At 65.1% G+C, this 26,189-nt stretch carries 27 protein-coding genes, 1 tRNA gene and 1 pseudogene; 18 read left to right on the top strand and 11 right to left on the bottom strand.

Annotated features, from left to right (window positions below; translation table 11 throughout):
* Positions 1 to 83: 83 nt before the first annotated feature.
* From EAV90_RS21030 to EAV90_RS40690, 3 genes are read right to left on the bottom strand one after another with little or no spacing between them, the layout of a single operon-like run.
* Entirely contained in the window at positions 84 to 1,238 is a 1,155-nt protein-coding gene (locus tag EAV90_RS21030; RefSeq protein ID WP_244607834.1) for a glycoside hydrolase family 5 protein, read from the bottom strand.
* On the bottom strand, positions 1,235 to 3,376 hold the full coding sequence (locus tag EAV90_RS21025; RefSeq protein WP_129144559.1) for a GumC family protein: 2,142 nt from the start codon (positions 3,374 to 3,376) through the stop codon (positions 1,235 to 1,237). The genes EAV90_RS21030 and EAV90_RS21025 overlap by 4 nt, the downstream gene beginning before the upstream one ends.
* A gap of 35 nt (positions 3,377 to 3,411) precedes the next feature.
* Positions 3,412 to 3,732 carry a hypothetical protein gene (locus EAV90_RS40690; protein WP_244607835.1) on the bottom strand — a complete coding sequence of 107 codons (321 nt, stop codon included), beginning with the start codon at positions 3,730 to 3,732 and terminating at the stop codon, positions 3,412 to 3,414.
* Positions 3,733 to 3,861: 129 nt separating this feature from the next.
* On the opposite strand from EAV90_RS40690, the gene EAV90_RS21015 reads away from it, so the two are divergent.
* On the top strand, positions 3,862 to 4,188 hold the full coding sequence (locus EAV90_RS21015) for a hypothetical protein (RefSeq protein ID WP_122406974.1): 327 nt from the start codon (positions 3,862 to 3,864) through the stop codon (positions 4,186 to 4,188).
* Between the two features lie 74 nt (positions 4,189 to 4,262).
* Here the strand turns inward: EAV90_RS21015 and EAV90_RS21010 are convergent, their stop codons facing one another.
* Positions 4,263 to 5,144, bottom strand: a complete 882-nt coding sequence (locus EAV90_RS21010; protein ID WP_129144558.1) for a LysR family transcriptional regulator — start codon at positions 5,142 to 5,144, stop codon at positions 4,263 to 4,265.
* A 210-nt stretch (positions 5,145 to 5,354) separates the two neighbouring features.
* Here EAV90_RS21010 and EAV90_RS21005 point away from each other — a divergent pair, with 210 nt between their 5' ends.
* Positions 5,355 to 5,891: a VOC family protein gene (locus tag EAV90_RS21005; RefSeq protein WP_129144557.1), complete on the top strand. Its 537-nt coding sequence runs from the start codon at positions 5,355 to 5,357 to the stop codon at positions 5,889 to 5,891.
* A gap of 263 nt (positions 5,892 to 6,154) precedes the next feature.
* On the opposite strand, the gene EAV90_RS20995 is transcribed toward EAV90_RS21005, so the two are convergent.
* On the bottom strand, positions 6,155 to 6,721 hold the full coding sequence (locus EAV90_RS20995) for a tripartite tricarboxylate transporter substrate-binding protein (protein WP_245509574.1): 567 nt from the start codon (positions 6,719 to 6,721) through the stop codon (positions 6,155 to 6,157).
* 68 nt (positions 6,722 to 6,789) lie between these two features.
* On the opposite strand from EAV90_RS20995, the gene EAV90_RS20990 reads away from it, so the two are divergent.
* The 3 genes from EAV90_RS20990 to rnk all read left to right on the top strand — a co-directional run bounded on the left by EAV90_RS20990 (position 6,790) and on the right by rnk (position 8,729).
* Positions 6,790 to 7,566: an IclR family transcriptional regulator gene (locus EAV90_RS20990; protein ID WP_129144556.1), complete on the top strand. Its 777-nt coding sequence runs from the start codon at positions 6,790 to 6,792 to the stop codon at positions 7,564 to 7,566.
* A 254-nt stretch (positions 7,567 to 7,820) separates the two neighbouring features.
* On the top strand, positions 7,821 to 8,306 hold the full coding sequence (locus EAV90_RS20985) for a GreA/GreB family elongation factor (RefSeq protein WP_129144555.1): 486 nt from the start codon (positions 7,821 to 7,823) through the stop codon (positions 8,304 to 8,306).
* A 9-nt stretch (positions 8,307 to 8,315) separates the two neighbouring features.
* Positions 8,316 to 8,729, top strand: coding sequence for a nucleoside diphosphate kinase regulator (rnk, locus tag EAV90_RS20980; protein ID WP_122405996.1), 414 nt, complete (start codon positions 8,316 to 8,318; stop codon positions 8,727 to 8,729).
* Positions 8,730 to 8,953: 224 nt separating this feature from the next.
* Here the strand turns inward: rnk and queD are convergent, their stop codons facing one another.
* The 3 genes from queD to EAV90_RS20965 form a co-directional block, all read right to left on the bottom strand.
* On the bottom strand, positions 8,954 to 9,310 hold the full coding sequence (gene queD, locus EAV90_RS20975) for a 6-carboxytetrahydropterin synthase QueD (protein ID WP_122405997.1): 357 nt from the start codon (positions 9,308 to 9,310) through the stop codon (positions 8,954 to 8,956).
* An 84-nt stretch (positions 9,311 to 9,394) separates the two neighbouring features.
* Positions 9,395 to 9,471: transfer RNA gene (locus tag EAV90_RS20970), tRNA-Arg, on the bottom strand.
* 362 nt (positions 9,472 to 9,833) lie between these two features.
* Positions 9,834 to 11,333 carry a sensor histidine kinase gene (locus EAV90_RS20965; RefSeq protein ID WP_122405998.1) on the bottom strand — a complete coding sequence of 500 codons (1,500 nt, stop codon included), beginning with the start codon at positions 11,331 to 11,333 and terminating at the stop codon, positions 9,834 to 9,836.
* 349 nt (positions 11,334 to 11,682) lie between these two features.
* On the opposite strand from EAV90_RS20965, the gene rpmH reads away from it, so the two are divergent.
* The 11 genes and pseudogenes from rpmH (at position 11,683) to dapE (ending at position 20,620) form a co-directional block, all read left to right on the top strand.
* Positions 11,683 to 11,817 carry a 50S ribosomal protein L34 gene (gene rpmH / locus EAV90_RS20960; protein WP_008542748.1) on the top strand — a complete coding sequence of 45 codons (135 nt, stop codon included), beginning with the start codon at positions 11,683 to 11,685 and terminating at the stop codon, positions 11,815 to 11,817.
* A 26-nt stretch (positions 11,818 to 11,843) separates the two neighbouring features.
* Positions 11,844 to 12,260: a ribonuclease P protein component gene (gene rnpA, locus EAV90_RS20955; RefSeq protein ID WP_129144554.1), complete on the top strand. Its 417-nt coding sequence runs from the start codon at positions 11,844 to 11,846 to the stop codon at positions 12,258 to 12,260.
* Between the two features lie 16 nt (positions 12,261 to 12,276).
* Positions 12,277 to 14,133 carry a membrane protein insertase YidC gene (yidC, locus tag EAV90_RS20950; protein WP_129144553.1) on the top strand — a complete coding sequence of 619 codons (1,857 nt, stop codon included), beginning with the start codon at positions 12,277 to 12,279 and terminating at the stop codon, positions 14,131 to 14,133.
* A gap of 166 nt (positions 14,134 to 14,299) precedes the next feature.
* Positions 14,300 to 14,953 carry a ribosome biogenesis GTP-binding protein YihA/YsxC gene (gene yihA, locus EAV90_RS20945; protein WP_122406001.1) on the top strand — a complete coding sequence of 218 codons (654 nt, stop codon included), beginning with the start codon at positions 14,300 to 14,302 and terminating at the stop codon, positions 14,951 to 14,953.
* Positions 14,953 to 15,318 (top strand): DUF423 domain-containing protein, encoded by a 366-nt coding sequence (locus EAV90_RS20940; protein WP_162500660.1) that lies wholly within the window; start codon positions 14,953 to 14,955, stop codon positions 15,316 to 15,318. The genes yihA and EAV90_RS20940 overlap by 1 nt, the downstream gene beginning before the upstream one ends.
* A 226-nt stretch (positions 15,319 to 15,544) precedes the next feature.
* The gene (argB, locus tag EAV90_RS20935) at positions 15,545 to 16,432 is read left to right on the top strand and encodes an acetylglutamate kinase (RefSeq protein ID WP_122406003.1); all 888 of its coding nucleotides are present in this window, start codon (positions 15,545 to 15,547) and stop codon (positions 16,430 to 16,432) included.
* A 158-nt stretch (positions 16,433 to 16,590) separates the two neighbouring features.
* Positions 16,591 to 17,577 carry a DUF1036 domain-containing protein gene (locus EAV90_RS20925; protein ID WP_122406975.1) on the top strand — a complete coding sequence of 329 codons (987 nt, stop codon included), beginning with the start codon at positions 16,591 to 16,593 and terminating at the stop codon, positions 17,575 to 17,577.
* Between the two features lie 14 nt (positions 17,578 to 17,591).
* Positions 17,592 to 18,284: a pyrimidine 5'-nucleotidase gene (locus tag EAV90_RS20920; protein WP_129144551.1), complete on the top strand. Its 693-nt coding sequence runs from the start codon at positions 17,592 to 17,594 to the stop codon at positions 18,282 to 18,284.
* Between the two features lie 237 nt (positions 18,285 to 18,521).
* The gene (dapD, locus tag EAV90_RS20915) at positions 18,522 to 19,367 is read left to right on the top strand and encodes a 2,3,4,5-tetrahydropyridine-2,6-dicarboxylate N-succinyltransferase (RefSeq protein ID WP_129144550.1); all 846 of its coding nucleotides are present in this window, start codon (positions 18,522 to 18,524) and stop codon (positions 19,365 to 19,367) included.
* Positions 19,368 to 19,457, top strand: a pseudogene (locus EAV90_RS40680) (DUF805 domain-containing protein); the annotation flags it as partial.
* Positions 19,454 to 20,620: a succinyl-diaminopimelate desuccinylase gene (gene dapE, locus EAV90_RS20905; protein WP_129144549.1), complete on the top strand. Its 1,167-nt coding sequence runs from the start codon at positions 19,454 to 19,456 to the stop codon at positions 20,618 to 20,620. The pseudogene EAV90_RS40680 and the gene dapE, both read left to right, overlap by 4 nt.
* Before the next feature lie 169 nt (positions 20,621 to 20,789).
* On the opposite strand, the gene truA is transcribed toward dapE, so the two are convergent.
* From truA to def, 3 genes are all read right to left on the bottom strand, one after another.
* Positions 20,790 to 21,527 (bottom strand): tRNA pseudouridine(38-40) synthase TruA, encoded by a 738-nt coding sequence (gene truA, locus EAV90_RS20900; RefSeq protein ID WP_122406007.1) that lies wholly within the window; start codon positions 21,525 to 21,527, stop codon positions 20,790 to 20,792.
* Complete coding sequence (gene fmt / locus EAV90_RS20895) at positions 21,527 to 22,450, bottom strand: methionyl-tRNA formyltransferase (RefSeq protein ID WP_129144548.1); 924 nt, start codon at positions 22,448 to 22,450, stop codon at positions 21,527 to 21,529. The genes truA and fmt overlap by 1 nt, the downstream gene beginning before the upstream one ends.
* A gap of 132 nt (positions 22,451 to 22,582) precedes the next feature.
* Positions 22,583 to 23,110 (bottom strand): peptide deformylase, encoded by a 528-nt coding sequence (gene def, locus EAV90_RS20885; protein WP_122406009.1) that lies wholly within the window; start codon positions 23,108 to 23,110, stop codon positions 22,583 to 22,585.
* Between the two features lie 170 nt (positions 23,111 to 23,280).
* Here def and EAV90_RS20880 point away from each other — a divergent pair, with 170 nt between their 5' ends.
* Positions 23,281 to 24,483, top strand: a complete 1,203-nt coding sequence (locus EAV90_RS20880; protein WP_122406010.1) for a DNA recombination protein RmuC — start codon at positions 23,281 to 23,283, stop codon at positions 24,481 to 24,483.
* Positions 24,484 to 24,671: 188 nt separating this feature from the next.
* Positions 24,672 to 26,036 carry an AmpG family muropeptide MFS transporter gene (locus EAV90_RS20875; RefSeq protein ID WP_129144546.1) on the top strand — a complete coding sequence of 455 codons (1,365 nt, stop codon included), beginning with the start codon at positions 24,672 to 24,674 and terminating at the stop codon, positions 26,034 to 26,036.
* Positions 26,037 to 26,189 lie beyond the last annotated feature (153 nt).

Here is a 26,189-nt window from a genome sequence, read left to right as displayed (position 1 = left end):
CCTTGCGGTGAGTACCCGGCGCTCATCAATCGTCCCTCATCATCGCGCAGGAGCACGGTAGCCGGGCGATGCGTAAAGTTTCGTTAACGATCGCGGCGCGCGGCGGGAGCTCGGGACGCGCCGAGCAGCGCCCGCATCACGTCGGGATCGGCCTTGCCGGTAGCGGCGTCGACCAGACCAAAACCCTGCGCCAGCTCCCAATGCGCCCAGCCCCAGCAATGCTCGCGGGCATAGGCCGTGACCTCCGCCAGCCAGCGCAACCGGCTCTCCCTGGGCGCAGCGGCTTTCAGCACGCCGAATTCGTTGACGATGATCGGCCGTGAGAATTGCTGCTGCCAGGCGAAGGCGGGCGCGAGCCAGCGATCGGCGCCCGGCTTGTCCTTGGCGGCCACAATCGCGGTGTCGAGTATGCCGAGCGCCTTGGTCGCGCTTCTGTCCTGCAAGTCCCGGCGAAGCGCCCGCACGGCGGGATCTGCGGCACTGATCGGGTACGGCAGGTCGCGGATGTCGTGCAGCGGATCCCGCTCATCCCAATGGCCCTGGTGGGTGAACACCATCGGATCGTAGAAGTGGATGGCGTAGACGACGTCGGGGTCTGCCAGCGGACGAAACCCCGCCAGCGAATCCGCGCGCTGCCAGTTGACCGGACCGACGATCAGGGTGGTGGCGGGGAGCAGCCGGCGGACGAAGGCGGCCAGCGCCTCGACCTCCCTTTGCCACCTCTCGGCTTCGACATCGGGCTCGTTGAGCAGCTCGGCGAAGACGCGATCGGCAGGATGGAATCGAATGACCTCTGCAAGAGCGCGCCAGGCCTCCTGCATCTCGCCCATCGCCGCAGCCGGATCATCCTTGTGCAGACGGTTGAAGCGCTCGCCGGGATGAAGATCGACGGACGTGGAGTAGCCGAGCGAGGCGAGCTGCTTCAACGCGCTGTCGAGCACGCGCAAGCTCGCCTCGCGCTCGGCCTTCGCGGCAAAGCGCGGCATCACCCGTTCCGCCGGCACCGGTAAGCGAACATGACTCATGCCCGCCCTGCGCAGCTGCTGCAGCAACGCGCGGCTTGGCGGCGCACCGTTGATCCAGCCGTCGGCATTGAAGCCACGCGACAGCGCAGCAAGCCTCTCCGGCGCGACCGTCGACGGCAAGGACACGCAATTGTCGGCGAAGACCGGCGGGCCGAATGAGATCGACAGCAGCATGGCCGCGATCAGCAGACGGCGGCGCGATGCTGTCGTCAAACCGCAAGACCCAATGCGCCCCCCTCGGGGTGAGGCGCCACCGCACCGGCGGGCACATGATTGACGACGAGGCCGGTCGGCACGGCCGCATATTTCGACAGCGCTGCGGTCACCCTGCGCATCGCGGACGAGCCGAGCTCGCCGGCGCGCGCCACCAGGACGATCAGGTCCGCGTGCGCGGCCAGGGCGATGGCGTCGGGCTGCAAGGCGAGATTGCTGGCGTGGACGATGATCAGGTCGAACTCCGAACGAATATCGTCCTCGGGCCTCGCATCGGGTTTGCGGCCGGCGCTCAGGAGCTCGTCGATCGACTGCAACCCCGCCGTGGTCGAGCCGTCGTGCCATTCGGTCACCGGCGGCTGGTGGCCTGCGAATTCCGGCTGGAGCCGGATCAGCACGCTCATCATGCCCCGATTCACGGCGGCGCGATTGAGGGAGCACGCAACCGTGTTGCCGCCTGCGCTCTTGCCGACCGACAACACCAGCGCGACCTTGCAGCCGCGCACCGGCACACGGTCGATGCGTTCGAGCAGCGGCCGCAGATGGAGGCTGAGATCGAGTTCGGCGGCCGTGGTGATCGGTCTTTGCCAGACAGTGTTGGTCCCGGCCCCTGGCGCCAGCTCGGGAATGCGGGCCCAGACAGGAAGGCTTGGCAGCGCCTCGGCCCGGTGCGCGGCGGCCGGACGCTGGACTTCCCGGACGAGCGCCTCCTCCGCTTCCACAGATCCAGGCGCCTGAACGGATTCGGGCTTTTCGGCCGACACGCTCGTCGTCACTGCGACGGCGGCGGTGGAGGTCAACAGCGAGCCGATCGCCAGTGCCGCGAGCAGCAAGGCGAGCGGCGGACGCGTCGAACGCAGCGGCGGAATGGCGATCGAAGCGATCTTGGTCTGGGACGCCTGCAACTGACGCTGCTCATTGGTGGTCTTGAACCGCGACAGGAACTGCTCGTAGATGTTCCTGTTGGCATCGGCGTCGCGCTGCAGCTCCTGCAGCTTCACCAGCGCCTGGCCGTCGACCAGCATCTTGGTCTCGACCGCCTTGAGCTGCTTTTCCAGCGCGTTCTGCTGCTCCAGCTGCGCCTCGTATTCGGATCTGGCCGTGTCGATGTTCTTCTTCCGCTCGATCTCGATCTGCCGGTTGATGTCCGCCAGCTGGCTGTAGGAGATCGCGAGATCGGGATGGCGGTCGCCATACACCGCCTTCTTCTGCGCGATCTGATCGTTCAGGGCCGAGCGCTGCGCGCGCAGCATGCTCAGGAGGTCCTGCTTCACCGGCCCTTCGACATTGGCCTTGACGTCGCGCTGCGCCTGCTCGTAGCGCGCCCTGGCCTCCTCGGTGCGCGCGCGGGCGGCGGAGACCTGCTGCGTGAGGTCGGTCACCCGCAATTGCTGCGTGGTGGATTCCTTGCCGGCATTGACGATGTTGTGCTCGAGACGGAAGGCAGCGACGGCGTCTTCCGACGCGCGCAGGCGCTCGCTCAGCGTCTTCAGCCGGTCCTTCAGCCAGTCGGCGGCCTCGTCCGTCGCCTCGGTGCGGACGCGGCCCTGGCTGGCAACGAACGCCTCGGCGATGGCATTGGCGTAATAGGCGGCCCGGTCCGGGCGGTTCGAGGTGAAGGAAATCGCAATGACGTAGGTGAGCCCGCGCCGGGTGATCTCGAGGCGGTTGCGGAATTTCTCGAGCAGGCGCGTCATGTCGGTATAGCCGCCCGCGACGTCCTCGTCGTCCGCGATCTTGAGCTGCTCGATCAAGGGGCGGAGAAATCCGTCGGATTTGGCGATCTCGATCTGGCTCTGAAGCGCCGCGGCATCCTGGCCGATGCCGGGCAGCACGTCCTGATCCGAGGTCACGCGCAGCTCGCGCGGATCGAGCACGACCAGAGCCGTCGCGGCGTAGCGGACCGGAAGGACCATCAGAACGACGACGCCGAGGGCGAACAGCGCGAGGGCCAGCGTCAGGATGCGCCGGCCGTTCTCGCGCAGAAAGGCGAGCGTGCCGGAGACCGTCAGCGATCCCTTGATCAGTGCCGGCCCGGTGCCGTCAGGCTTCGCCTTCGCAGCCCGCGGTGCTTCCCACGAAGCCGCTTGCTCCGTCGGGGCGATGCTTCGCGGAGATGCGCGGCTACCGAACGCCATGGGGTTGGACTCGAAATCAACTTGACTGTCAAAGCTCAGAGGCTTGTCACACCGTAAATATCCATGGTTAACCGCCGGTTACGGCCGCGCGAAGCCATCATGGCACGCGGCTCGGCCATGCCGGCGCCGGCCATCGCGGCAAATTGCACGATGTTCAATCCGACGCCGCCGGCCCCGAAAACGACGACGGCTTCGCCAATGGCGATCTGCGCATCGTTGTTGACGACACCGAGCGCGGTCGTCACCGCGCAGCCGAGCAGCGGCGCGCTGGTGCGATCGATCGAGGCGGGAACGGGCGTGACGCAATTCTCCGACACCACGGCATATTCGCGGCGGCGCCGCCAAGAACCGGCCACCGAGCGTGAAGACGCCGGTATACGCCGCGGCAACCGGGCACCACATGCCGAGCGGCTGGCGGCGGCCGCGACATGGAGACGCTGGAACGGGAGCGCGCAGCACGGCGTTCGCCCGCAAGGGAGTCGATCATGCCGACCAAACCGACCATCGCCCGCATCTGGCGCGGCCGCACCCGCCGCGACGCCGCCGACGCCTACCAGGCCTATCTGCAAGCGGAGGGCATTCCGCCGCTGCTGAAGACCGCGCTCGGTGTGCAGCAATTGCGCGAGGACCGCGGTGAGGAGACATGGTTCACGACCATCTCCTACTGGCCGGACATCGCAGCCATGACGGCTTTCACCAAGGGCGAGCCGACCAAGGTCCATCATCTCGCACGCGACGCGGAATTCCTGATCGAGCTGCCCGAACGCATCGAGATCCACCGCATTCTGATCGACGAACAGGGCCTGCGGTGAAGGCCGATCACCCGCGGCGAAGGCTCTGGGCAAGCACCGGCATTCCGATCGAAGCGATCAACGCGCCGCCGAGACTACGGATGCAGGCGCAGGCGGCTCACACTCGTGACTGCAAAGGTGATGAACCTTTTGACCCGCGCTGCCACGTATTTCTGCGCAGGGTAGGCGAAATAGAGTCCGGTCAGGGGCGAGCGAAGAGCTGGCAGCACGCGCACTAGCCGTTGTTGGTCTGCGAAAAAGGCCGGCAGGAATCCGATCCCCAGTCCCATCGCGACGAAGGTTCTTACCGTCAACAGGTCATCGCAGGTCAGGTCGCCCGATAGATCGATGCTGACCTTCCGCTTTCCCATCAGCATGGGCAGAGGACGGGCCCAAGGCTTGCCGAATCCAATCAGGTCGTGGTGTTTGAGATCATCCACATGACTGGGGACGCCGCGTCGGTCGAGATAGTGTTGGCTTGCAAACAGTCCCGACGGGCCCGTCACAAAAGACCTGGTCACCAGGCTGGAATCGCGCAGCGGGCCGACCCGGATGGCGAGATCGACGCCTTCGGCGATCATGTCGACGATCCGGTCCGTTACAATCAGCTCGATTTTCACCATCGGGAACGTTTCGCGAAACGTGCTGATGATGGGCGGCAGTAGACTTTGCGCGATGTCGACGGCCGCTGTGAGCCGAAGGAGGCCACTGAGGCTTCCCGCCTCCGACGTAATTGCAGCTTCGGCTGCCTCGATCTCACGAAGCCCGGCGCGGCACCGTTCAAAATAAGCCTGGCCCGCCGGCGTGACGCGGAGCTTGCGGGTCGTACGCCGGATCAGGCTGACACCGAGGCGCTGTTCGAGCGCCGCCACCTTTGCGCTCACCGTGCTGGCGGGCATGCGGAGCCTTCGGGCAGCGCCGGCAAAGCTGCCTGCCTCCAGCACCTGGACGAAGACACTGATCTCATCGATGCGCATTGCCGTTCATTATGCAGAATTATGGACAGTAATTCCAGATTATCCTGACTTGCCGCGAAACGGCTTCTGCGATCTGCTTCGATCGGGGAAGGCCCTAAACCGCGATGGGATCAGGATGAATCACCATCGCGCTTCAGGTTGTTGTTTGAGCATGATCCTTTCGGAAAACCGCTGCACACTTTTCCGGATCATGCTTTAAGGAGCTGAAGGATGACGGGACTGATCACGCCGGTGGCCGACAGCGAACCGATCGACCCGCGCGTCCGCGTCGGGCATGTTCATCTGAAGGTAGCGGACCTCGAGCGATCACTTGCGTTCTATTGCGGGGTGCTCGGCTTCGGCCTGCACGGACTGATTGGCAACGAAGCAGCGTTCCTCGCCGCCGGCGGCTATCATCACCACGTCGCGATCAACACCTGGGAGAGCCGGGGCGGTTCGCCGCCACCTGAAGGATCGACGGGCCTCCACCACGTTGCCTTTGTCTATCCGACGCGAGCCGCGCTCGGCGACGCACTCCGCCGCCTCCGAGCAGCGGCCGTCCAGCTCACCGGTGCGAGCGACCACGGTGGTTCGGAGGCGATCTATCTCCGCGACCCGGACGGCAATGGCGTCGAGCTCTACTGGGATCGACCTGAGGAAGAGTGGCCGCGCAATCCCGACGGCTCGTTGAAGATTGTCAGCAAGCCGCTCGATGTCGAAAAATTGGCGGCGGAGGGATCGTCCGAATCCCCGATCCAGCAAGGATAGATTGAGCCTCGTCATATCGGCTGATCGTCGACGTGACGGTCGCTTTCGTCATGGCCACAATCGCCCACGCGGACCCGGACGTCGCGAGGTCCCTCGTTCGGGATGTCGTGTCGAGCGCATCTTGAACTGGCGGTCCGCCGCAGTGCGCGAACGCGGCGCCCCTGCACAAGGCTTACGATCAGCTCGTCGGCGAAGGGCGGTGGCTTGCGCCCAAAGGCCCCGGAACCTTTCCGATCCGCTTCCCGGCGACGGAATCCCCTGGACTATTGCACCTCGATGTTCGCGTCCTTGACCAGCTTGCGCCAGCGGTCCTCCTCCTGCCCAACATAGCGATCGAGCTGTTCGGGAGCGCTGCCGACCATGATGAGACCTTCGTTGGCCTCCAGCTGCTTGAAGGCGCCGGACTGAACGGCCTTCGCGACCGCCTGGTTCAGGCGCGCAATCACCGGCGCGGGTGTCTTGGCCGGCGCGTACAGTCCATACCAGGACTCGGCGGCGTAGCCGGGCACTCCCGCCTCAGCAACGGTCGGCAATTGCGGGAACGCGGCTGAACGTTCAGCCGATGTGACGGCCAGCGCCCGGAGCTGCCCCGCAGCCACCAGCGAGGCCGCGCTGGCCACGGTTGTGAACATCACGTCGATCTGCCCGCCCAGGAGATCGCTGATCGCAGGCGCCGCGCCTGCGCGCATGTCGTCGCTCATGGCATTGCGCCGTTCCGGCCGGTTGAAGGCGATCGTCGCAACACCGGCCTCGACGGAAAATTCGATGAGCTGATAGGACATGAGCTGATAGGACATGGCAAGCTCCGTGGCTGGCGTCGGATCGATCACCGATAGCGGCTTGCACCCCCCGGACATCCCCTTAATTCCACTGAGTGGAAATGGCGGGGAGGATGGATGTGGCACAGATGCGCAGATATGCGGGCGGGGTTGATGGCAACCGGTCGCTCGAAAGGGGCATCGAGATCATCAGGGCTTTCCGGCCCGGCGTCGACACGCTGGGCAACGGCGAGATTGCGGAGCGAACCGGATTGCCGCGATCGACGGTCAGCCGGTTGACACGAACGCTGGTCAATTCCGGAATGCTCGACGAGGTCCGCAGCCAGCGGACCTACCGCCTTGCGGCGTCCGTCATCAGCATCGGCCATGCCATGCGCACGGGATCACCCGTGCTCAATGCGATCGGCCCGATGATGCGGGCGGAATCGGCCAAGCGCCGGCTGAACGTCGGGCTCGCGACGGCTGATAGAACCATGATGGTTTATCTGGAGTCGATCCGCTACAGCCCGCGCGCGGCGCTGCGCAACGTCGTCGCCGGCCAGCAGGTCCCGATGGAGCTGACCTCGCTCGGCCGCGCCTATCTCGCCGGCATTCCAGAGCCCGAGCGCGAGCGATTGCTGAAACTGTTCAGACGGCGCAGCGCTGCCGCGACCAAGGCGCTGCTTGCGGACATCAGGAGATCGATCAGCTCCGTCCAACGCGACGGCTATTGTGCGGTGTCGTGGCAGCCCGCCGTTCTTGCCGTCGCAACGCCCATCGTGCTGGACGGGCTTCCGGTCTACGCACTCAACATGAGCCTGCAGAACGTCGAGCGCTCCGACGCGCTGGCGAGCGAGCTTGGCGCGTACCTCAACGCGTTCGCGGCCAAGTGCATGGAGGTGCTGCGAAGCGGATGAAGTACATCGGCATCGGTGGGCGCATGCCGCGACTGGAACCTGCAATCGCTTGCGGCTGTGCGGTTTCGCCGCAATGTTTCCAGCGGAATGAATCACTATAGTGCGCATGTCATGGCATATGTCGTCGACATAGATGCGCGCACCGCGCGTTTTGGTCTTCACGCCGGCCGCCTCCAAGCAGGCGGTTAGCCGGACGGTGTTCGCGCCGTCCGGGCTCTTTTCCAGCTTTCGTGGCCTCCACCCGAGAGGTCGTATTGAAGCCGAAGGAGTGTGCCGTGCTCCCTCTTCCAAGAATCGCGCTCATCGCATCTGACTATCCGCGGCTCGAACAGCTTGCGCGCCGTGCCGCCGAAAAAGGGGACTTGGACGGCATCTTCCTCATGGGTGAGATCAACCGGGCCGAGATCGTGCCGGACGAGTCGGACGATCTCCGCTCGCTGGTGACCGTGGGATCGTGGGTCACCTATTGCACGAACCGGGGCGCTCCGCCCGGCATGGTGCAATTAATGTGGCCCGAGGAGTGCTCGTCGGATCCCGCCCGCATTTCAGTCCTGACACCCCTGGGGGCGGCTTTGATCGGACTGAAGGCAGGCGATCAAATGCCGTACGTCGTTGCCGGCTGCCTGAACGTCGTCAGGGTTCAGAACGTGACCCGATCAGGCCCGAACGTCGTGCCCCTCTTCCGGAGGGCTCGGCGAGGCGAGCCGTTCGATGACGATCCTGGACCAACTGCAGCATAGGAGAGTTCAATGCGCAACTTCGACGCCGGGACTCGGCGAGAACAGCCGGCGTTGCCGCCGATCAAGATCGCAGAAGCCGAATCGCGACGCCTCAGCGCGCTGGCGAATTCAACGATGGATCTGTTTCCCCGTGTCGCCCAATTCCTGGCGCGGGAGCTGGAACGTGCGACGGTCACGGAAGAGAACGACTTGCAAGGCGTGATCAGGATGGGGTCGAAAGTGACCTATCGCGATGACGAGACCGGCGCGAGGCGGGAGATCGTGCTCGTCTATCCGCACGAGGCGAATATCGAGCTCAACCGGATCTCGATCCTGACGCCCGTCGGAGCGGCGCTGATCGGCCTCTCGGCCGGACAGCGGATCGAATTCGAGACGCCCGACAAACGCACCAGAGGCCTGACCGTTCTCGCCGTCCACGAGTGAGGGGCTTCGTCCGACCCGATGGCGCCGTCTTGCTTCCATGACAGAATGGATTTTCGACGGCACGTCCCATCGGCCCCCGACGAGAGCCCTGAATAGAGTGGTCGCTCCGCAGGGAAGGCCAACGGGCCGCGGATCGCCAGGGTGCAGCAGCGCAAGAAGTGCAACCGCGCCATAACCGGCGAAGATGGGCACGACACCATAGTGAGGCCCGGGCAGGGCCGCCGTCACCGCCCCTGATATTCGGCCCAGCAGTCCGCCGTCTCGTAGACGCGGACCGCCCACAGCTGCCGTAGGCTCGGCTGCAACCGATCCCAGATCCAGACCGCGATATTCTCGGCGGTCGGGTTCGCGAGCCCATCGACCTCGTTCAGGCAGTGGTGGTCCAGCGCGGCCATGATGTCGGCGAAGCTTTTCTCGATATCGAAGAAGTCCGCGACGAAGCCGGTGTGCGGGTCCACCGGACCGTCCAACTGGACCTCGACCCGATAGGAATGACCATGCAGCCGGCTGCACCGGTGAGTCTCGGGCACGTTTGGCAGCCGATGCGCCGCTTCGAACTTGAACGCCTGCGATATCCTCATCCAGCTCCTCACACGGCGCGGCCATCCGGTCTCGAGCCGGTCTGGCGACCAGATGCTGCCTTGTCCTGACCTTCCGCCGAAGAATGGCGCGCCCGGAACGATTCGAACGTCCGACCCTCAGATTCGTAGTCTGATGCTCTATCCAGCTGAGCTACGGGCGCGTTTTCGCAAACAGCGCGGGCATGACCCGCAAGCAGCCCCCCGGGCGGAGCCGGAGGGGGTGCGAAAGAGCGCTCTGACTAACCGCTCTTGCCGGCGTTGGCAAGGTCCGGGATGGGGAGATTTTGCAGGGCGATAACGGTTTGAATGTCATTCCGGGGCGATGCGCAGCATCGAACCCGGAATGTCGCGCAAAACCTCGGATTCCGGGTTCTCGCTACGCGCGCCCCGGAATGACGCGAGGCTGTAGGCCTCTGGCCGACCTAAAGCGCGATGAGATTTGGATGAATCGTCATCGCGCTTTAGCTTGTTGTTTACGCATGATCTTTCCGGAAAACCGCTTCGCACTTTTCCGGATCATGCTTTAGGCCCTCTGCCGCTCGTTGCGGATGGAGAGCAGTTCCACGGGACGGTCGGGGATGACGATGCGGAAGGTGGCGCCGATGGTGCCTTCGACCAGGTGGATGTCGCCGCCATGGGCGCGGACCAGCTCGGCGGCGATGGCAAGGCCAAGGCCGCTGCCGCCGGGGCGGCCGGAGGTCTGGAAGGCCTCGAACAGGTGCTCCCGAGTCTTCTGGGGAACGCCGGGACCGGTGTCGGAGACCTCGATAATGGCGACGGCGCCTTCGCGCTTTCCGGTGATCCGGATCTGCTGCACCCGGCCCTCACCCGAGGCATGGCTTTCGAGCGCCTGGGCGGCGTTGCGGACGAGGTTGAGCAATACGCGGAACAGCTGGTCGGGATCGGCATCGACCGCGAGCCCGCGCTCGATCGCAGCGACCCAGGCGATCGAGGCGTCGTTGGTGAGGCCTGCGGTCTCGCGCACCTCCATCACCACGGGCTCGATCAGGATCATGCGGCGGTCGGGCGCGGCCTCCTGGGCGCGGCCATAAGACAATGTCGATTGGCAGAAGGCGATGGCGCGCTCGAGCGAGCGCACGAGCTTGGGCGCAAAGCGCTGCACCCGCGGATCCGGCACGCTGGCGAGCTGGTCCGACAGCAGCTGGGCCGAGGCGAGCAGATTGCGCAGGTCGTGATTGATCTTGGAGACAGCAAGGCCGAGCGCCGCGAGCCGGCTCTTCTGGTTCAGCATCGACATCAGATCGCGCTGCATGTCCGACAATTCGCGCTCGGCCACCCCGATCTCATCGCTGCGCTGGCTCGGCACGATGATCCCGGCCGAACTCTCGGGGTTCTCGTGGAAGCCGACCAGGCTCGCGGTCAGCCGCCGCATCGGCCGCACGAAGAGATAATGGAGAGCGAGATAGACGAGGCCCGCGGTCAAGACCGCGATGATCAGCGCGACCACCACGACGTTGCGGGAGAAGCGGTACATCTGCCGCCGCAGCGGCAGCTCGTCGGTGACGATCTCGATGAACTGGGCATTGCCGACCCCGGGACCGACGACGCGGATGGCCTGGTTGCCGGTCTCCAGCATCATCCGGAACGAGCCGGTGATCGCCTCCCAGGCGGTCATGTCGCGCAGGTCGATGTCATGCTCGATGGCGGAGGGAATGTTGTCGCTGGCGAGCAACCGGCGCTGCTGGCCCATCTTGATGGCGACGGCGCGGGCATTGATGCTTTTCAGGATCTGACGCGACAGCGAATCAGGCACCATGCCGAGCGGTGCCGCATCCAGCACCAGCGCCGCCGTGTTGGCCGCCGCAACGCGGTCATTCAGCCGGTTGACCCAGAAATTGGCGATGGCGGGCACGTAGAGCAGCACGGCGGCGATCATCACCAGGGGAATGGTGAGCAGCAGCAGCTTGCCAGATAGCCCGAGCCCGCGCGAGCCGCGGGGCCGCATCGCCGGCTGGTCCGGCTGATCCAGATCCTGGATCGGCTGGCGATCTGTGGATGCCACGAAATTCGCCCCTGTTGGCCTTGGCTGATCGAGGATGCGACCCGTCCGCAGTGCGGTCAAATTACGGATCGCTAATCTACCGAGGTAGGATGTAGGCGCTGATATCGCGAGTCGCCACCTCAAGAGTTAAAAACCCCGCGCAAACAGCGATATTGACGAGAATCGCGCGCTTGTGCGGCGTTGACGAAAAGAAGGCGCTCCCTTATAAGCCGCGCGAATTGTCCGCGATGACCCGGTGCGACACCGGGAGCGGCTCTCTTGGGGCCGAAAAGGGCCCGTTTTGGGCCGCATCTTCCGGACTCTACCATCAATTCTACAGGCAAATTGCCCGGTCAGCGGAGAAAAACCCGTGAAGCGGACTTATCAACCCAGCAAACTGGTGCGCAAGCGCCGTCACGGCTTCCGCGCCCGCCTCGCCACTGCCGGCGGCCGCAAGGTTCTCGCCGCCCGCCGCGCCCGCGGCCGCAAGCGTCTGAGCGCCTGAGCCGGACCCCCTTTTGGGATTTCATCATGGATCGGCTGAGGCAGCGGGCGGATTTCCTCGCCGTTGCCAATGGCGCGCGGGTGAATAGTCCCGCGTTCGTCCTGCAGAGCCGCCGCCGCGATGATCTCGGTCCGATCCGGATCGGCTTCACCGTCACCAAAAAGAACGGCAACGCCCCCGAGCGCAATCGCATCCGGCGCCGGCTTCGCGAATTGGTGAAGCGGCTCGATCCGGTGTCGATGCAGCCCCATCATGATTATGTCCTGGTCGGCCGAAGGGACGCGCTCTCGCGCGACTTCGCCACCATGCTCGACGATCTGCGCATAGCCTTCTCTAAGCCCGCGCGGCATACGGCCAAGGGGACAGACAAGGGCCCGAGCAAAGGTCCCGCGAAAGCACGTGGCCAGAGGCCAGGCGCCCCCGCCAGCCGCAAACCGGATTGATGACGAGACATTAGAGATGACCGACAATCGCAATACCATTCTCGCCGTCATTCTGTCGGGCCTCGTCCTGATCGCCTGGCAATATTTCTACAATGTGCCCCAGATGGAGAAGCAGCGCGCCCAGCAGCAGGCGCAGTCCGAGCTCCAGAAGGGCAGCACGCCGCAGCCGACGGCCTCCGCAACGCCCGGCGCCGCGCCGCAGCCCGGCAGCACGGCACAGCCGTCCACTCCGGCCGCGAACCAGCAGGCGCAGCCGGTCGTCAGCCGCGACGCCGCGATCGCCGCCAGCCCGCGCGTGAAGATCGACACGCCGCGCATCGCCGGCAGCATCTCGCTGAAGGGCGGCCGCATCGACGACATCGCGCTGGTGCAATTCCGCGAAACCGTCGACCCGAAATCGCCGCCGATCGTCCTCTATTCGCCCTCGGGCACCGCCGAGCCTTATTACGCCGAATTCGGCTGGGTGGCGGCGACGGGCGTCACGGCGAAGATGCCCGATGCCCAGACCGTCTGGCAGCAGGAGGGCAGCGGCAGCCTGACGCCGACGAGCCCGGTGGTGCTGAAATGGGACAATGGCGACGGCCTCACCTTCCGCCGCACCATTGCGGTCGACGACCATTATCTCTTCACGGTCAAGGACGAGGTGAGCAATGTCGGCAATGCGCCTGTCACGCTCTATCCGTTCGCGCTGATCTCGCGCCACGGCGCGCCGCAAGTTTCGGGCTATTACATCCTGCATGAAGGCCTGATCGGCTATCTCGGCGACCAGGGCTTGCAGGAATACGCTTACAAGAAGGTGGACGAAGCCAAGCAGGTGAACTTCAACAACGTCATCAACGGCTGGCTCGGCATCACCGACAAGTACTGGGCCTCGGCGCTGCTGCCCGACACCAACGCCAAGCTGCAGGCGCGATTCTCGTCGAACCCATCGGGCAATCTCCACACCTACCAGACCGACTATCTGCTCGATCCCGTCACCATCGCGATCGGCGGCACCGGGACCGCCAATGCGCGGCTGTTCGCCGGCGCCAAGGAAGCCGGCGTCGTCGGCGTGTTCCCGTTTGCGGGTCTCGGCGGCTACAACAAGGCGCTGGGGCTGAACCATTTCGATCTGTTGATCGACTGGGGCTGGTTCTACTTCATCACCAAGCCGATGTTCCTCGGCCTCGACTTCTTCTACCGCTTCTTCGGCAATTTCGGCATCTCGATCCTGCTCGTCACCGTGATCGTGAAGCTGCTGTTCTTCCCGCTGGCGAACAAGTCCTACGCCTCGATGGCGAAGATGAAGTCGATCCAGCCGCAGCTTCAGGCGCTCAAGGAGCGCTACCCTGATGACAAGGTGAAGCAGCAGCAGGAGATGATGGAAATCTACCGCAAGGAGAAGATCAACCCGGTCGCCGGCTGTCTTCCCGTGGTGATCCAGATCCCGGTGTTCTTCTCACTGTACAAGGTGCTGTTCGTCACCATCGAGATGCGGCACGCGCCGTTCATCGGCTGGATCAAGGACCTCTCCGCGCCGGATCCGACCAATTTGTTCAACCTGTTCGGACTGATCCCGTTCGATCCGACCACGATTCCGGTGTTCGGCCATTACCTCGCGCTCGGCATCTGGCCGATCATCATGGGCATCACGATGTGGTTCCAGATGAAGCTGAACCCGACGCCGCCGGATCCGACGCAGCAGATCATCTTCAACTGGATGCCGCTGATCTTCACCTTCATGCTGGCCGGTTTCCCGGCAGGCCTCGTGATCTACTGGGCCTGGAACAACCTGCTCTCGGTGATCCAGCAGAGCTACATCATGCGCCGCAACGGCGTGAAGGTGGAGCTGCTCGACAATCTCAAGGCGACGTTCGCGAGGAAGGCGACGTAATCGTCATTGCGGGCGCAAATGCCTCCACGTCGTCGTGCCCGGGCTTGTCCCGGGCATCCACGTTTAGGAGGGTGCTCGACAGCCAGACGTGGATGGCCGGGACATCTGAACGGGAAGACGCGCTTCGCGCTTTTGCCCGGCCACGACGAGAGGGTAGACCGAGCGGATGAACGACAAGACCGATGAGCGACTGATCGAAGCCGGGCGAAAACTATTCGCCCGCGACTGGCAGTTCATCTGGGCCTCGCCCTCGATCGAAACGCTGCCGCCGATGGCGGGGCTGGAGATCGCCTTTGCCGGCCGCTCCAATGTCGGCAAGTCCAGCCTGATCAACGCGCTCACCGGCCGCAACAACCTCGCGCGCACCTCGCATACGCCGGGCCGCACCCAGGAGCTGATCTTCTTCGAGGTCCCCGGCAAGACCGACCTGCGGCTCGTCGACATGCCCGGCTACGGCTACGCCAAGGCGCCCAAGAGCCAGGTCGCGTCCTGGACCGAGCTGATCCACAAATTCCTGCTGGGACGCGCGTCGCTGGCGCGCGTCTACGTGCTGATCGACGCACGGCACGGCCTCAAGGACGTCGATCTCGAAGTCCTCAAGACGCTCGATCGCTCCGCCGTCAGCTACCAGATCGTGCTGACCAAGGCCGACCAGGTGAAAGCCGCCGAGCTTCAAACGCGCATCGCCGAGACCGAGGCCGCGCTGGCCAAACACCCGGCCGCGTTCCCGACCGTGCTCGCGACCTCGTCACGCAGCTCGACCGGCATGGAGAGCTTGCGCGCCGCGATGGCGAAGCTGTTGGAAGAGCGGGCCCCGTGATGCTCGCGCACCGCCTGTTGCTTGGGCTTGCCGGTTTGACGGGCGCCGCCGGCGTTGCGCTGGCCGCCGCCTCCGCTCATGGCGCCGATGCCGGCCGGCTTGCCTCGGCGAGCGCCATGCTGCTGTTTCATGCAACGGCCATACTCGCGACCGTCGCCTTGCTCGCGCGCGGCCTTCTGCACGGCGGAATTGGACTCGTGGCGGCGTTCGGCTTCGTGATCGGGGCCGCGCTGTTCGCGGGCGATCTCACCTTGCGGCAATATGCCGGACACTCGCTGTTTCCGTACGCGGCGCCGACCGGGGGAACGGTGATGATCTTGAGCTGGCTGACGGTGACATTGGCGGCGCTGGTGCCTAGCAAGTGATGCTTTCTTCCTTCTCCCCTTGTGGGAGAAGGTGGCGCGAAGCGCCGGATGAGGGGTGTCTCTCCACAGGAGTGCTCGCGGAGAGAGGCCCCTCACCCGCCTCGCTTCGCAAGGCACCCTCTCCCACGAGGAGACCCACGAGGGGAGAGGGGAAGAACATCGCTTTGCGCTGCCCCCGCCAATCGGATAGAACGCGCACCGACCGACCCGCCAGCGAGACCGCGATATGACCGACATCTCCCCGCTCGACCAGGCCCGCATCCTGTCCGAAGCGCTGCCGCACATGCAGCAGTATGACGAGGAAACCATCGTCATCAAATATGGCGGCCATGCCATGGGCGATGAGGAGACTGCGAAGAACTTTGCCCGCGACATCGTGCTGCTCGAGCAGACCGCGATCAATCCTGTCGTGGTGCATGGCGGCGGGCCGCAGATCGCGACCATGCTCAAGCGCCTCGGCATCGTCTCGGAATTCGCCGCGGGTCTGCGCATCACCGATGCCGCGACCATCGAGATCGTCGAGATGGTGCTGGCGGGCTCGATCAACAAGCAGCTCGTCGGCTACATCAACGAGGCCGGCGGCAAGGCCGTCGGCCTCTGCGGCAAGGACGGCAACATGGTGAAGGCGTCGAAGACGACGCGCACCATCATGGATCCGGACTCGCATATCGAGAAGGCGGTCGATCTCGGCTTCGTCGGGGACCCCGAGAAGGTCGACCTCACGCTGCTCAACCAGCTGATCGGTTACGAGCTGATCCCGGTGCTGGCGCCGCTCGCGACGTCGCACGACGGCCAGACGCTGAACATCAACGCCGACACCTTTGCCGGCGCGGTCGCGGGCGCGCTGAAGGCCAAGCGCCTGTTGCTGCTCACCGACGTGCCTGGTGTGCTCGACAAGTCCAAGAAGCTCATTCCGGAGCTGTCGATCAAGGACGCGCGAAAGCTGATCGCCGACGGCACCATTTCGGGCGGCATGATCCCGAAGGTCGAGACCTGCATCTACGCGCTCGAACAGGGCGTGCAGGGCGTCGTCATCATCGACGGCAAGATGCAGCACGCGGTGCTGCTCGAGCTCTTCACCAACCAGGGCACGGGCACGCTGATCCACAAGTGATGCGGGAGCGGAAAAGGAAAGCCGTCATGGCCGGGCTCGTCCCGGCCATCCACGATCTTTCGTCCCGCGTCAACAACGTGGATGCCCGGGACAAGCCCGGGCGTGACGAGCGGAGAGAGCAGAGACAACACCACCGCTCGTCCCTCACCCGCTTCATGATGACGGTGCCGGCCGCGGTCGTGTCGTTCCTCTTCTCCTCCGCGCCGGCTTTGGCCGATCTCAAAATCTGCAACCGCATGTCCTATGTCGTCGAAGCCGCGATCGGCATCGACGACAAGGCGGCGACCGCGACGCGCGGCTGGTTCAGGATCGATCCCGCCGCCTGCCGCGTGGTGGTGCAGGGCACGCTGACCGCCGACCGCATCCTGCTCAACGCCCGCGCGCTCGGCGTCTACGGCGCCTCCCCGATCCCGCAAAGCGGCAGCGACATGCTCTGCGTGGCGCAGGACAATTTCGTCATCGCCGCGGCACGACAGTGCCGCAGCGGGCAGACGCAAGTCCCGTTCACGCAAGTGACGCCGACGCAAGGCGCGGACGGCAACCTCGTTGCCTACCTCGCCGAGGATTCCGAATATGACGACGAGCAGGCGCGCCTCGCCGGCATCCAGCGACTGCTGGTGATCGCCGGCTACGACGCAGCGCCGATCGACGGAGTCGACGGGCCGAAGACGCAAGCCGCGCTCGCCGCCTTCCTGAAGAGCCGCGGCCTGTCGTCGGACATCGTGGGCTCACAAACCTTCTTCAAGACCATGGTCGATGCGGTGCAGACGCCCTCCGCGACCGGGCTGACCTGGTGCAACGACACGCCGCACAAGGTGATGGCGGCGATCGCGACCGATGACGGCAAGTCCGTGACGAGCCGCGGCTGGTATCGCATCGATCCCAAGACCTGCCTGCACCCCGACGTGACCGGTCAGCCGAAGCAGATCTTCAGCTTCGCGGAAGCGGTCGATGCCGACAACCGCGTCGTCAAGCTCAAGGACCGGCCGCTGAACTGGGGCGGCGACAGGCAGCTCTGCACGCGCGAGACCAAGTTCGAGACCAGCGAGCAGACCGATTGCGGCGCGCGCGGTTTTACGCCGACGGGCTTTGGCACCGTCGACATGTCGAGCGGCGGCAAGACGCTGCGGTTCGCGGTGCCGTGATCGAGATGGTTGTCATGAAAACTCCCCGCAGCTTCGCGCATGTCGACACCTGGGTGTTCGATCTCGACAACACGCTCTATCCGCATCACGTCAATCTGTGGCAGCAGGTCGATGCGCGGATCGGGGAGTTCGTCTGCAACTGGCTGAACGTCGGCCCGGAGCAAGCGCGCAAGATCCAGAAGGATTATTACCTTCGCTTCGGCACCACGATGCGCGGCATGATGACGCTGCATGGCGTCCGCGCCGACGACTATCTCGCTTACGTCCACAAGATCGACCACTCGCCGCTCGAGCCGAACCCGGCTCTCGGCGCAGCCATCGCAAAGCTGCCGGGCCGGAAGCTTATCCTCACCAATGGCTCGGTCGACCATGTCGATGCGGTGCTGGCGCGGCTTGGCTTCGCCAGACATTTCGACGGCGTGTTCGACATCATCGCCGCCGAGTTCGAACCGAAACCGGCGCCGCAGACCTACCAGAAATTCCTCAGCCAGCATGCGGTCGAGCCGACCCGCGCCGCCATGTTCGAAGACCTCGCCCGCAACCTCACCGTCCCGCACCAGCTCGGCATGACCACGGTGCTGGTGGTGCCGGACGGGACGAAAGAAGTGGTGCGCGAGGACTGGGAGCTGGAGGGTCGGGACGCGGCCCATGTCGATCACGTCACGGATGATCTGGCGGGGTTTTTGGGCAGGCTGTCACCACAATAGCCGCCGCCGTCCCGAGCGAGCATAAGCGCAGACCCGGGCCCCATGACTACGGGATTTGGTCGCAGCGCGAGGTCGCAACTTCCGAGTCTTCGCCAAAAGCGCTCCCTGTGGTTACTGCGCGCGCCTGAGGGCGCGCTTGTGCGGGATGACGGGAGAGTATGCTTGACTCCACCCTTCCAAATCCCGAAAAAGCGCTCCAATCTCGTCAAAATTCCCGCGTCCCCAGAGGAAATCCCGATGTCCCTTGCAGCCCTCGAATCCACCATCAACAGCGCCTTCGAGGCGCGTGACGGCATCTCGACCACGACCAAGGGCGAGGTGCGCGAGGCCGTGGACCAGGCGCTGGAGACCCTGGACAAGGGCGAGGCGCGCGTTGCCGAGCGCGGCGCTGACGGCAAGTGGAAGGTCAATCAGTGGCTGAAGAAGGCCGTGCTGCTGTCGTTCCGCCTCAACGACATGGGCGTCATTCCCGGCGGCCCGGGCAAGGCGACCTGGTGGGACAAGGTGCCCTCGAAGTTCGAGGGCTGGGGCGAGAACCGTTTTCGCGATGCCGGATTTCGCGCGGTGCCGGGGGCAGTGGTGCGCCGCTCGGCCTTCATCGCGAAGAACGTCGTCTTGATGCCGTCCTTCGTCAATCTCGGCGCTTATGTCGATGAGAGCACGATGGTCGACACCTGGGCCACCGTCGGCTCCTGCGCGCAGATCGGCAAGCGCGTCCACATCTCCGGCGGCGCCGGCATCGGCGGCGTGCTCGAGCCGCTGCAGGCCGAACCTGTCATCATCGAGGACGACTGCTTCATCGGCGCGCGCTCCGAAGTCGCCGAAGGCGTGATCGTGCGCAAGGGCGCGGTGCTGGCGATGGGCGTGTTCCTGGGCGCCTCGACCAAGATCGTCGATCGCGAGACCGGCGAGGTCTTCATGGGCGAAGTGCCCGAATATTCGGTGGTGGTGCCCGGCGCGCTGCCCGGCAAGCCGATGAAGAACGGTCAGATCGGCCCGAGCACCGCCTGCGCCGTGATCGTCAAGCGCGTCGACGAGCGGACGCGGTCGAAGACGAGCATCAACGAGCTGCTGCGGGATTGATCGGAGGGCTGGGACCAGAGCCGCGAGATCGAAATTGTCCCGCCCAGCGCTAGCCCACCCGGCGGCATGCATGTTAAGCGGGGCGCATGACCGATGCTCTCTCCATTGCCCGTGACCTCATCCGCTGCCCCTCGGTGACACCGGCCGATGCCGGTGCGCTGGGGGTGCTCGAAAAAGCCCTCGGCGCCGCCGGCTTCACCTGCCACCGCGTGACCTTCAGCGAGGAAGGCACCGCCGACGTCGACAATCTCTATGCGCGGATCGGCACGGAAGGACCGCACATCACCTTTGCCGGCCACACCGACGTGGTGCCGCCGGGCGACGAGAGCGCCTGGAGTGTCGGCGCGTTCTCGGGCGAGGTGAAGGACGGCGTCCTGCACGGCCGCGGCGCGGTCGACATGAAGGGCGGTATTGCCTGCTCGGTCGCTGCAGCGCTGGAGCATCTCGCCGCCAATGGCGGCAAGCCGCGCAGCGACGGCAAGGGTTCGATCTCGTTCCTGATCACGGGCGATGAGGAAGACGTCTCCATCAACGGCACCATCAAGCTGCTCAAATGGGTCGCCGAGCGCGGCGAAAAATTCGATCATTGCGTGCTCGGCGAGCCCTCCAATGTCGAGACGCTCGGCGACACCATCAAGGTCGGCCGGCGCGGCTCGCAATCGGGCACACTTTACGTCGACGGCGTGCAGGGCCATGTCGCCTATCCGCACCGCGCCTCCAATCCGGTGCCGGATATCTCACGGCTGATCGTTGCGATCTCCGACGAGCCGCTCGACCACGGCAGCGCGCAATTCCAGGCCTCCAATCTGGAATTCGTCTCCGTCGATGTCGGCAACAAGGCCTTCAACGTCATCCCGGGCGAGGCCCGCGCGAAATTCAACATCCGCTACAACGACAACCACACCCAGGCGTCCTTGCGCGAATTGGTCGAGACGCGTCTCGCCAAAGCCTGCGGCAACCGCATCAAGGCCCGCATCGTCTGGGAGCCCTCGAACTCCAATGTGTTCGTGACCAAGCCGGGGCCGTTCACCGATCTTGCGGTGTCCGCGATCGAGGAGGTCACCGGTCGCAAGCCCGAGCTGTCGACCTCGGGCGGCACGTCGGATGCGCGCTTCATCTCCAGCTATTGCCCGGTGATCGAGTTCGGCCTGGTCGGGCAGACCATGCATCAGGTCGACGAGCGCGTGCCGGTGGCGGATCTGGAAAAGCTGACGAAGGTGTATCGCGGGATTTTGGCGAGGTATTTTGCTTGAGGCACGATATCGCCGAACATTCCGCCGTCATCGCCCGGCTTGACCGGGCGATCCAGTATTCCAGAGACGGCAGCGATTGAGCCGAGAGGCCGCGGCGTACTGGATGCCCCGGTCAAGCCGGGGCATGACACCGAGGGTTTGGCAAGAGCGTGCCCTGTGCGCCGCTCGCCTAATAGTCCACCTTCATCAGATACAGCCCCTCGGGCGGGGCGACGATGCCGCAGGCGGCGCGGTTGCGGGCTGCGAGTGCGGCGGAGAGATCGTCGGCGGTCCAGCGGCCTTCGCCGACCCAGACCAGCGAGCCCACCATCGAGCGCACCTGGCTGTGCAGGAACGAGCGCGCCGAGGTGATGACCGTGATCTCGCGGCCGTCGCGGATCACGTCGAGCTGGTCGAGCGTCTTCTCCGGCGATTTGGCCTGGCACTCGGTGTCGCGGAACGTGGTGAAATCGTGCTTGCCGAGCAGGCGCTGTGCCGCCGCATGCATCGCGTCGGCATCGAGCTTGCGCGGCACGCGCCAGGCGTGGCCGACGTCGAGCGCGAGATTGGCGCGGGTGTTGATGATGCGGTAGCGATAGTGGCGCTTGACGGCCGAAAAACGCGCCTCGAACGTATCAGGCACGATCTCGGCCTCGAGCACCGCAATCGGATGCGGGCGCAGATGCGCATTGAGGCCGTCGCGAAAACGGCCCGGCGGAAACTGCTTGTCGACGTCGACATGCGCGACCTGGCCACGGGCATGCACGCCGGCATCGGTGCGGCCGGCACCATGCACCCGCAAATCCGCGCCGGTCATCGCCTTCACGGCCGCCTGCAGCGCGCCCTGCACCGAGGGCAGCGTCTCCTGCACCTGCCAGCCGAAGAACGGCGCGCCGTCATATTCGATGGTGAGCTTGTAGCGGGGCATCAAGAAAACCGCATCGGCGGCTTGACCGGCACGCCGCGCAGGAACTCCGCGGCCTGCATGCGCGCCTTGCCCTCGCGCTGCAGCTCGATGATGCGGATGGCGCCGTCGCCGCAGGCGACGGTGAGGAGATCGTCGAGCACCTCGCCAGGGACGCCGGAGCCCTTTGCCAATTCGCAGCGCAGGATTTTAACGCGCGCATTCTCGAGCTCGGCCCAGGCGCCGGGGAACGGCGAGAGGCCATGGATGTGCCGAAGCACCGCGCGCGCCGGCTTGGTCCAATCGATCCGGGCCTCGGCCTTGTCGATCTTGGCGGCATAGGTGACGCCGTCCTTGCTCTGCTTCTTGAGCTGGAGGCCGCCGCGGTCGAGCGCGGCCATCGCGCGCACCATCAGGTCGGCTCCCAACCGGGACAGGCGATCGTGCAGGTCCTGCGCGGTCATACTGTCGGTGATTGCGATGCGCTCGGCCATGGCGACGTCGCCGGTGTCGAGGCCGACATCCATCTTCATCACCATCACACCGCTCTCGGCATCACCCGCCATGATCGCACGGTTGATGGGCGCGGCGCCGCGCCAGCGCGGCAGCAGCGAAGCATGCAGATTGTAGCAACCGAGCTCGGGCGCATCGAGGATCGCCTGCGGCAGGATCATGCCGTAGGCGACGACGACGGCCGCGTCGGCATCGAAGGCGCGGAACTCTTCCAGCGCCTCCGGCGTCTTCAGCGTTTTCGGCGTCAGCACGGGAACGCCGAGCTTTCGTGCAGCTTCCTCGACCGGCGTCGGCTGCAATTGCAGGCCGCGCCGCCCGCCCGGCTTCGGCGCGCGGGTGTAGACCGCCGCGATCTCATGGCCATGCGCGACGAGTTCGAGCAGCGTCGGCACGGAGAAGTCGGGCGTGCCCATGAAGATGAGGCGGAGGGGCATGTGGCTGCGTTCGGTGAGAGCTCTGGTTCTCCGTCATGTCCGGGCTTGTCCCGGGCATCCACGGTCTCGGCGACAAAGCAAGCAAGGCGTGGATGGCAGGGTCAAGCCCGGCCATGACGACGTGAGAGAGGCCTATTCCGCCGCGCGTTTGGCGGCTTTCTCGAACTTCTTCATGACGCGGTCGCGCTTCAGCTTCGACAGATAGTCGACGAACAGCACGCCGTTGAGATGGTCGATCTCGTGCTGGATGCAGGTTGCGTAGAGGCCTTCGGCGTCCTCCTCATGCACCTTGCCGTCGAGATCGGTGAAGCGCACGCGCACCTTCGCGGGGCGCTCGACCTCCTCGTAATATTCGGGGATCGACAGGCAGCCCTCCTCGTAAGTGGAGAGTTCCGCGGAGGAAGCGAGGATCTCGGGATTGATGAAGACGCGCGGCTCGTGCTTGGTCTCGCCGCTCTCGTCGCGCTTGGCGAGGTCCATGGTGATCAGACGCAAAGGCTGCGCGACCTGGATCGCAGCGAGGCCAATGCCGGGCGCGTCGTACATGGTCTCGAACATGTCGTCGGCAAGCTTGCGGATCTCGGCCGTGACCTTCTCGATCGGCTTGGAGACCAGGCGCAGCTGCTTGTCGGGCAGGATGATGATTTCTCGTAGGGCCATGGCGGCGATTTAAGCTGCGCGCCGGGTGCGGTCAATGCGGCCAGGAACCCCGTTAACCCTCCGCTGACCAAAAGCTTCAGGTTTCGTTGACCATAAAAGGTAGGGAGTTGTTAACCGCCGACGTTCCCTCTTCGTTCGTGCCCGACCGCGAATCGGCTAGAAGGGCTGGCATGAACGAGATCATTGTCATGCTCGGCGACTGGCCGGTGCGCACCGTCGATGCGCTGATCGGCTTCGGCGCCCTGGTCCTCATCCTGCTGGTTGTGATTGCGGTGGTGATCGCGCGCTCGGGGCGGCGCGGCGCGGAACTCGCGATGGCGCACGCGATCCGGGCCGACGAGCTCGAGGAGCGCCTCAGCGAGGTGCTGCGCGCCCAGAGCGAAGCCTCGGGCCGGGTCGACGCCATGACCCAGGCGCTGGCCGGCCGGCAGGCCGAGATGGCGCGCGCGGTCAACGAGCGGCTGGATTCGGTCACCCACCGCGTCGGCCAATCCATGGAACATTCGACCCGCAACACCATGGAGAGCCTGCGCGCGCTGCATGAGCGGCTCGGCATCATCGACAGCGCGCATAAGAACCTCACCGACCTCACCACCCAGGTGACCACCCTGCGCGACGTGCTCGCCAACAAGCAGTCGCGCGGCGCCTTCGGCCAGGCGCGGATGGAGGCGATCGTCCAGGACGGTCTCCCCAAGGGCTCCTACGAGTTCCAGTTCACGCTCTCGACCGGCAAGCGCCCGGACTGCGTCGTGTTCCTGCCCGACCAGCGCCCGCTCTGCATCGACGCGAAGTTTCCGCTGGAGGCGATGACGGCGCTGCACGACGCCCGCACCGACGAAGAGCGGCGCGTTGCTACGCAACGGTTGCGCGCCGACGTGATGAAGCATGTCAGCGATATCGCCGAAAAATATCTCGTCACCGGCGAGACCCAGGAGATGGCGCTGATGTTCGTGCCGTCGGAATCGGTCTATGCCGAGATCCATGACGGCTTCGACGACGTGATCCAGAAGGCCTATCGCGCCCGAATCGTGCTGGTGTCGCCCTCGCTCTTGATGCTCGCGATCCAGGTGATGCAGCAGATCATGAAGGATGCGCGCATGCGCGACGCCGCCGACCAGATCCGCACCGAGGTAATCAAGCTCGGCGACGACCTGGGCCGCCTGCGCGACCGCGTGCTGAAGCTGCAAAAACATTTTGCCGATGTGAACGAGGACGTCCGCCAGGTGCTGATCTCCGCCGACAAGATCGAAAAGCGCGCGGGGAGAATCGAGGAGCTCGATTTCAGCAAGAGCGATGCGGCGGCGGAGGGCCCGCGGCTGGTCGCGACGGCTGCGCCGGAACTGTTTCCGCGGAAGCTCCAGGCGGGGGAGTGAGATTAGGGCACACTGTCATGCCCCGCGAAGGCGGGGCATCCAGTACGCCGCGGCGGCTGTGATTGAACCGAGACGCTGGTGATTACTGGATCGTTTGCCTTCGCGGACGATGACACCGAGAGGGCGACGACAGCTCCTTTGTGGCGACAGGAACGACACCCGTCCCCAGAATCTGCTAACACCACCCCATGACCGCACCCGACGCGACTTCCCCTGCCGCGACTTCCGCACCCGCCATCTCCTGGCGCGACAGCCTTGCCGTTTACCTGCAGCCGCGGGTGCTGATCGTGCTGTTCCTCGGCTTCTCCTCGGGGCTGCCGCTGGCATTGTCAGGCTCGACGCTGCTGGTGTGGATGCGGGAGGCCGGGGTCGATCTCAAGACCATCGGGCTGTTCGCGCTGGTCGGCACGCCCTATACGCTGAAATTCCTGTGGGCGCCGCTGGTGGACGCGATGCATGTGCCATTGTTCACCCGCGTCTTCGGGCGGCGGCGCGGCTGGCTTGTATTCTCGCAGTTGCTGCTGATCGTCGCGATCCTGCTGCTGGCGATCACCGATCCGGCACGGTCGCCGTTCTACGTCGCGCTCGGCGCGCTGCTGGTGGCGACGACATCGTCGACGCAGGACATCGTGGTCGATGCCTTCCGCGTCGAGAGCCTGCCCGAGAGCGAGCAGGCCGCCGGCATGGCATCATACGTCGCTGCCTACCGCATCGGCATGCTGGTGTCGACCGCGGGCGCGCTGTTCATCGTCTCCGGCTTCGAGGGCACCGGCATCACCCGCACCTCGGCGTGGATGTGGGGCTATGTGGTGATGGCGGCAATGGTGCTGATCGGGACGATCACGGCGCTGATCGCGACCGAGCCCGAGCAATCGGTGCGCGCCGAAGCCGCGACCAAGGCCGAGACTGCGTTCGCGCGCGTGCTGCACGCGGCGATCGGCGCCTTCTCGGAATTCCTCTCGCGCAAGGATGCGCTCGCTGCGCTCGCCTTCGTGGTGCTGTTCAAGTTCACCGACGCCTTCTCGGGCACGATGACGGCGCCGTTCGTGATCGACCTCGGCTTCTCGCGCAACGACTATGCGGCGATCGTAAAGGGCGTCGGGCTCGCTGCGACGCTGATCGGCGGCTTTGCCGGCGGCTTCGTCGCGCGCCGCTACTCCCTGGCGACCTCGCTCTGGATCGGCGGCGTGGTGCAGGCGCTCGCCAATTTGTCCTTCTCCTGGCTCGCCGTGGTCGGCACCAATCAATGGGCGCTGGCGCTCGCCATCTGCGCCGAGAACTTCACCAGCGCGATCGGCACCGTGATCTTCGTCGCCTATCTTTCGGCGCTGTGCCAGAACCCGCTGCACACGGCGACGCAATATGCGCTGCTCACCGCGCTCGCGGCGGTGGGACGGACCTATCTGTCATCCGGCGCCGGCTTCGTGGCCGATACCACGGGCTGGGCGCTGTTCTTCGTGATCTGCGTGCTGGTGGCGATCCCGAGCCTGATCCTGCTGGCGTACCTGCAGAAGCGCGGGCATTTCGAGGCGCTGGGGCCGGTGCGGGTTTGACGCTCTACCCGCCGTCTTGCGAGCGAAGCGAAGATTCCATGGGGAGTGGATAGCGACCAGGTCTGAGGCCAGACTGAGGGTTGCTGAATCCATTCAACCTGGAGACGACGATGTTGCTCGATCATCCTTCCGACGGACTGGCCGCTATCCGCA

The sequence above is a fragment of the Bradyrhizobium vignae genome (assembly GCF_004114425.1).
Classification (GTDB): domain Bacteria; phylum Pseudomonadota; class Alphaproteobacteria; order Rhizobiales; family Xanthobacteraceae; genus Bradyrhizobium; species Bradyrhizobium vignae.
The sequence above is the reverse complement of the archived record's forward strand: the minus strand, read 5'-3'. Positions and strand labels throughout refer to the sequence as shown.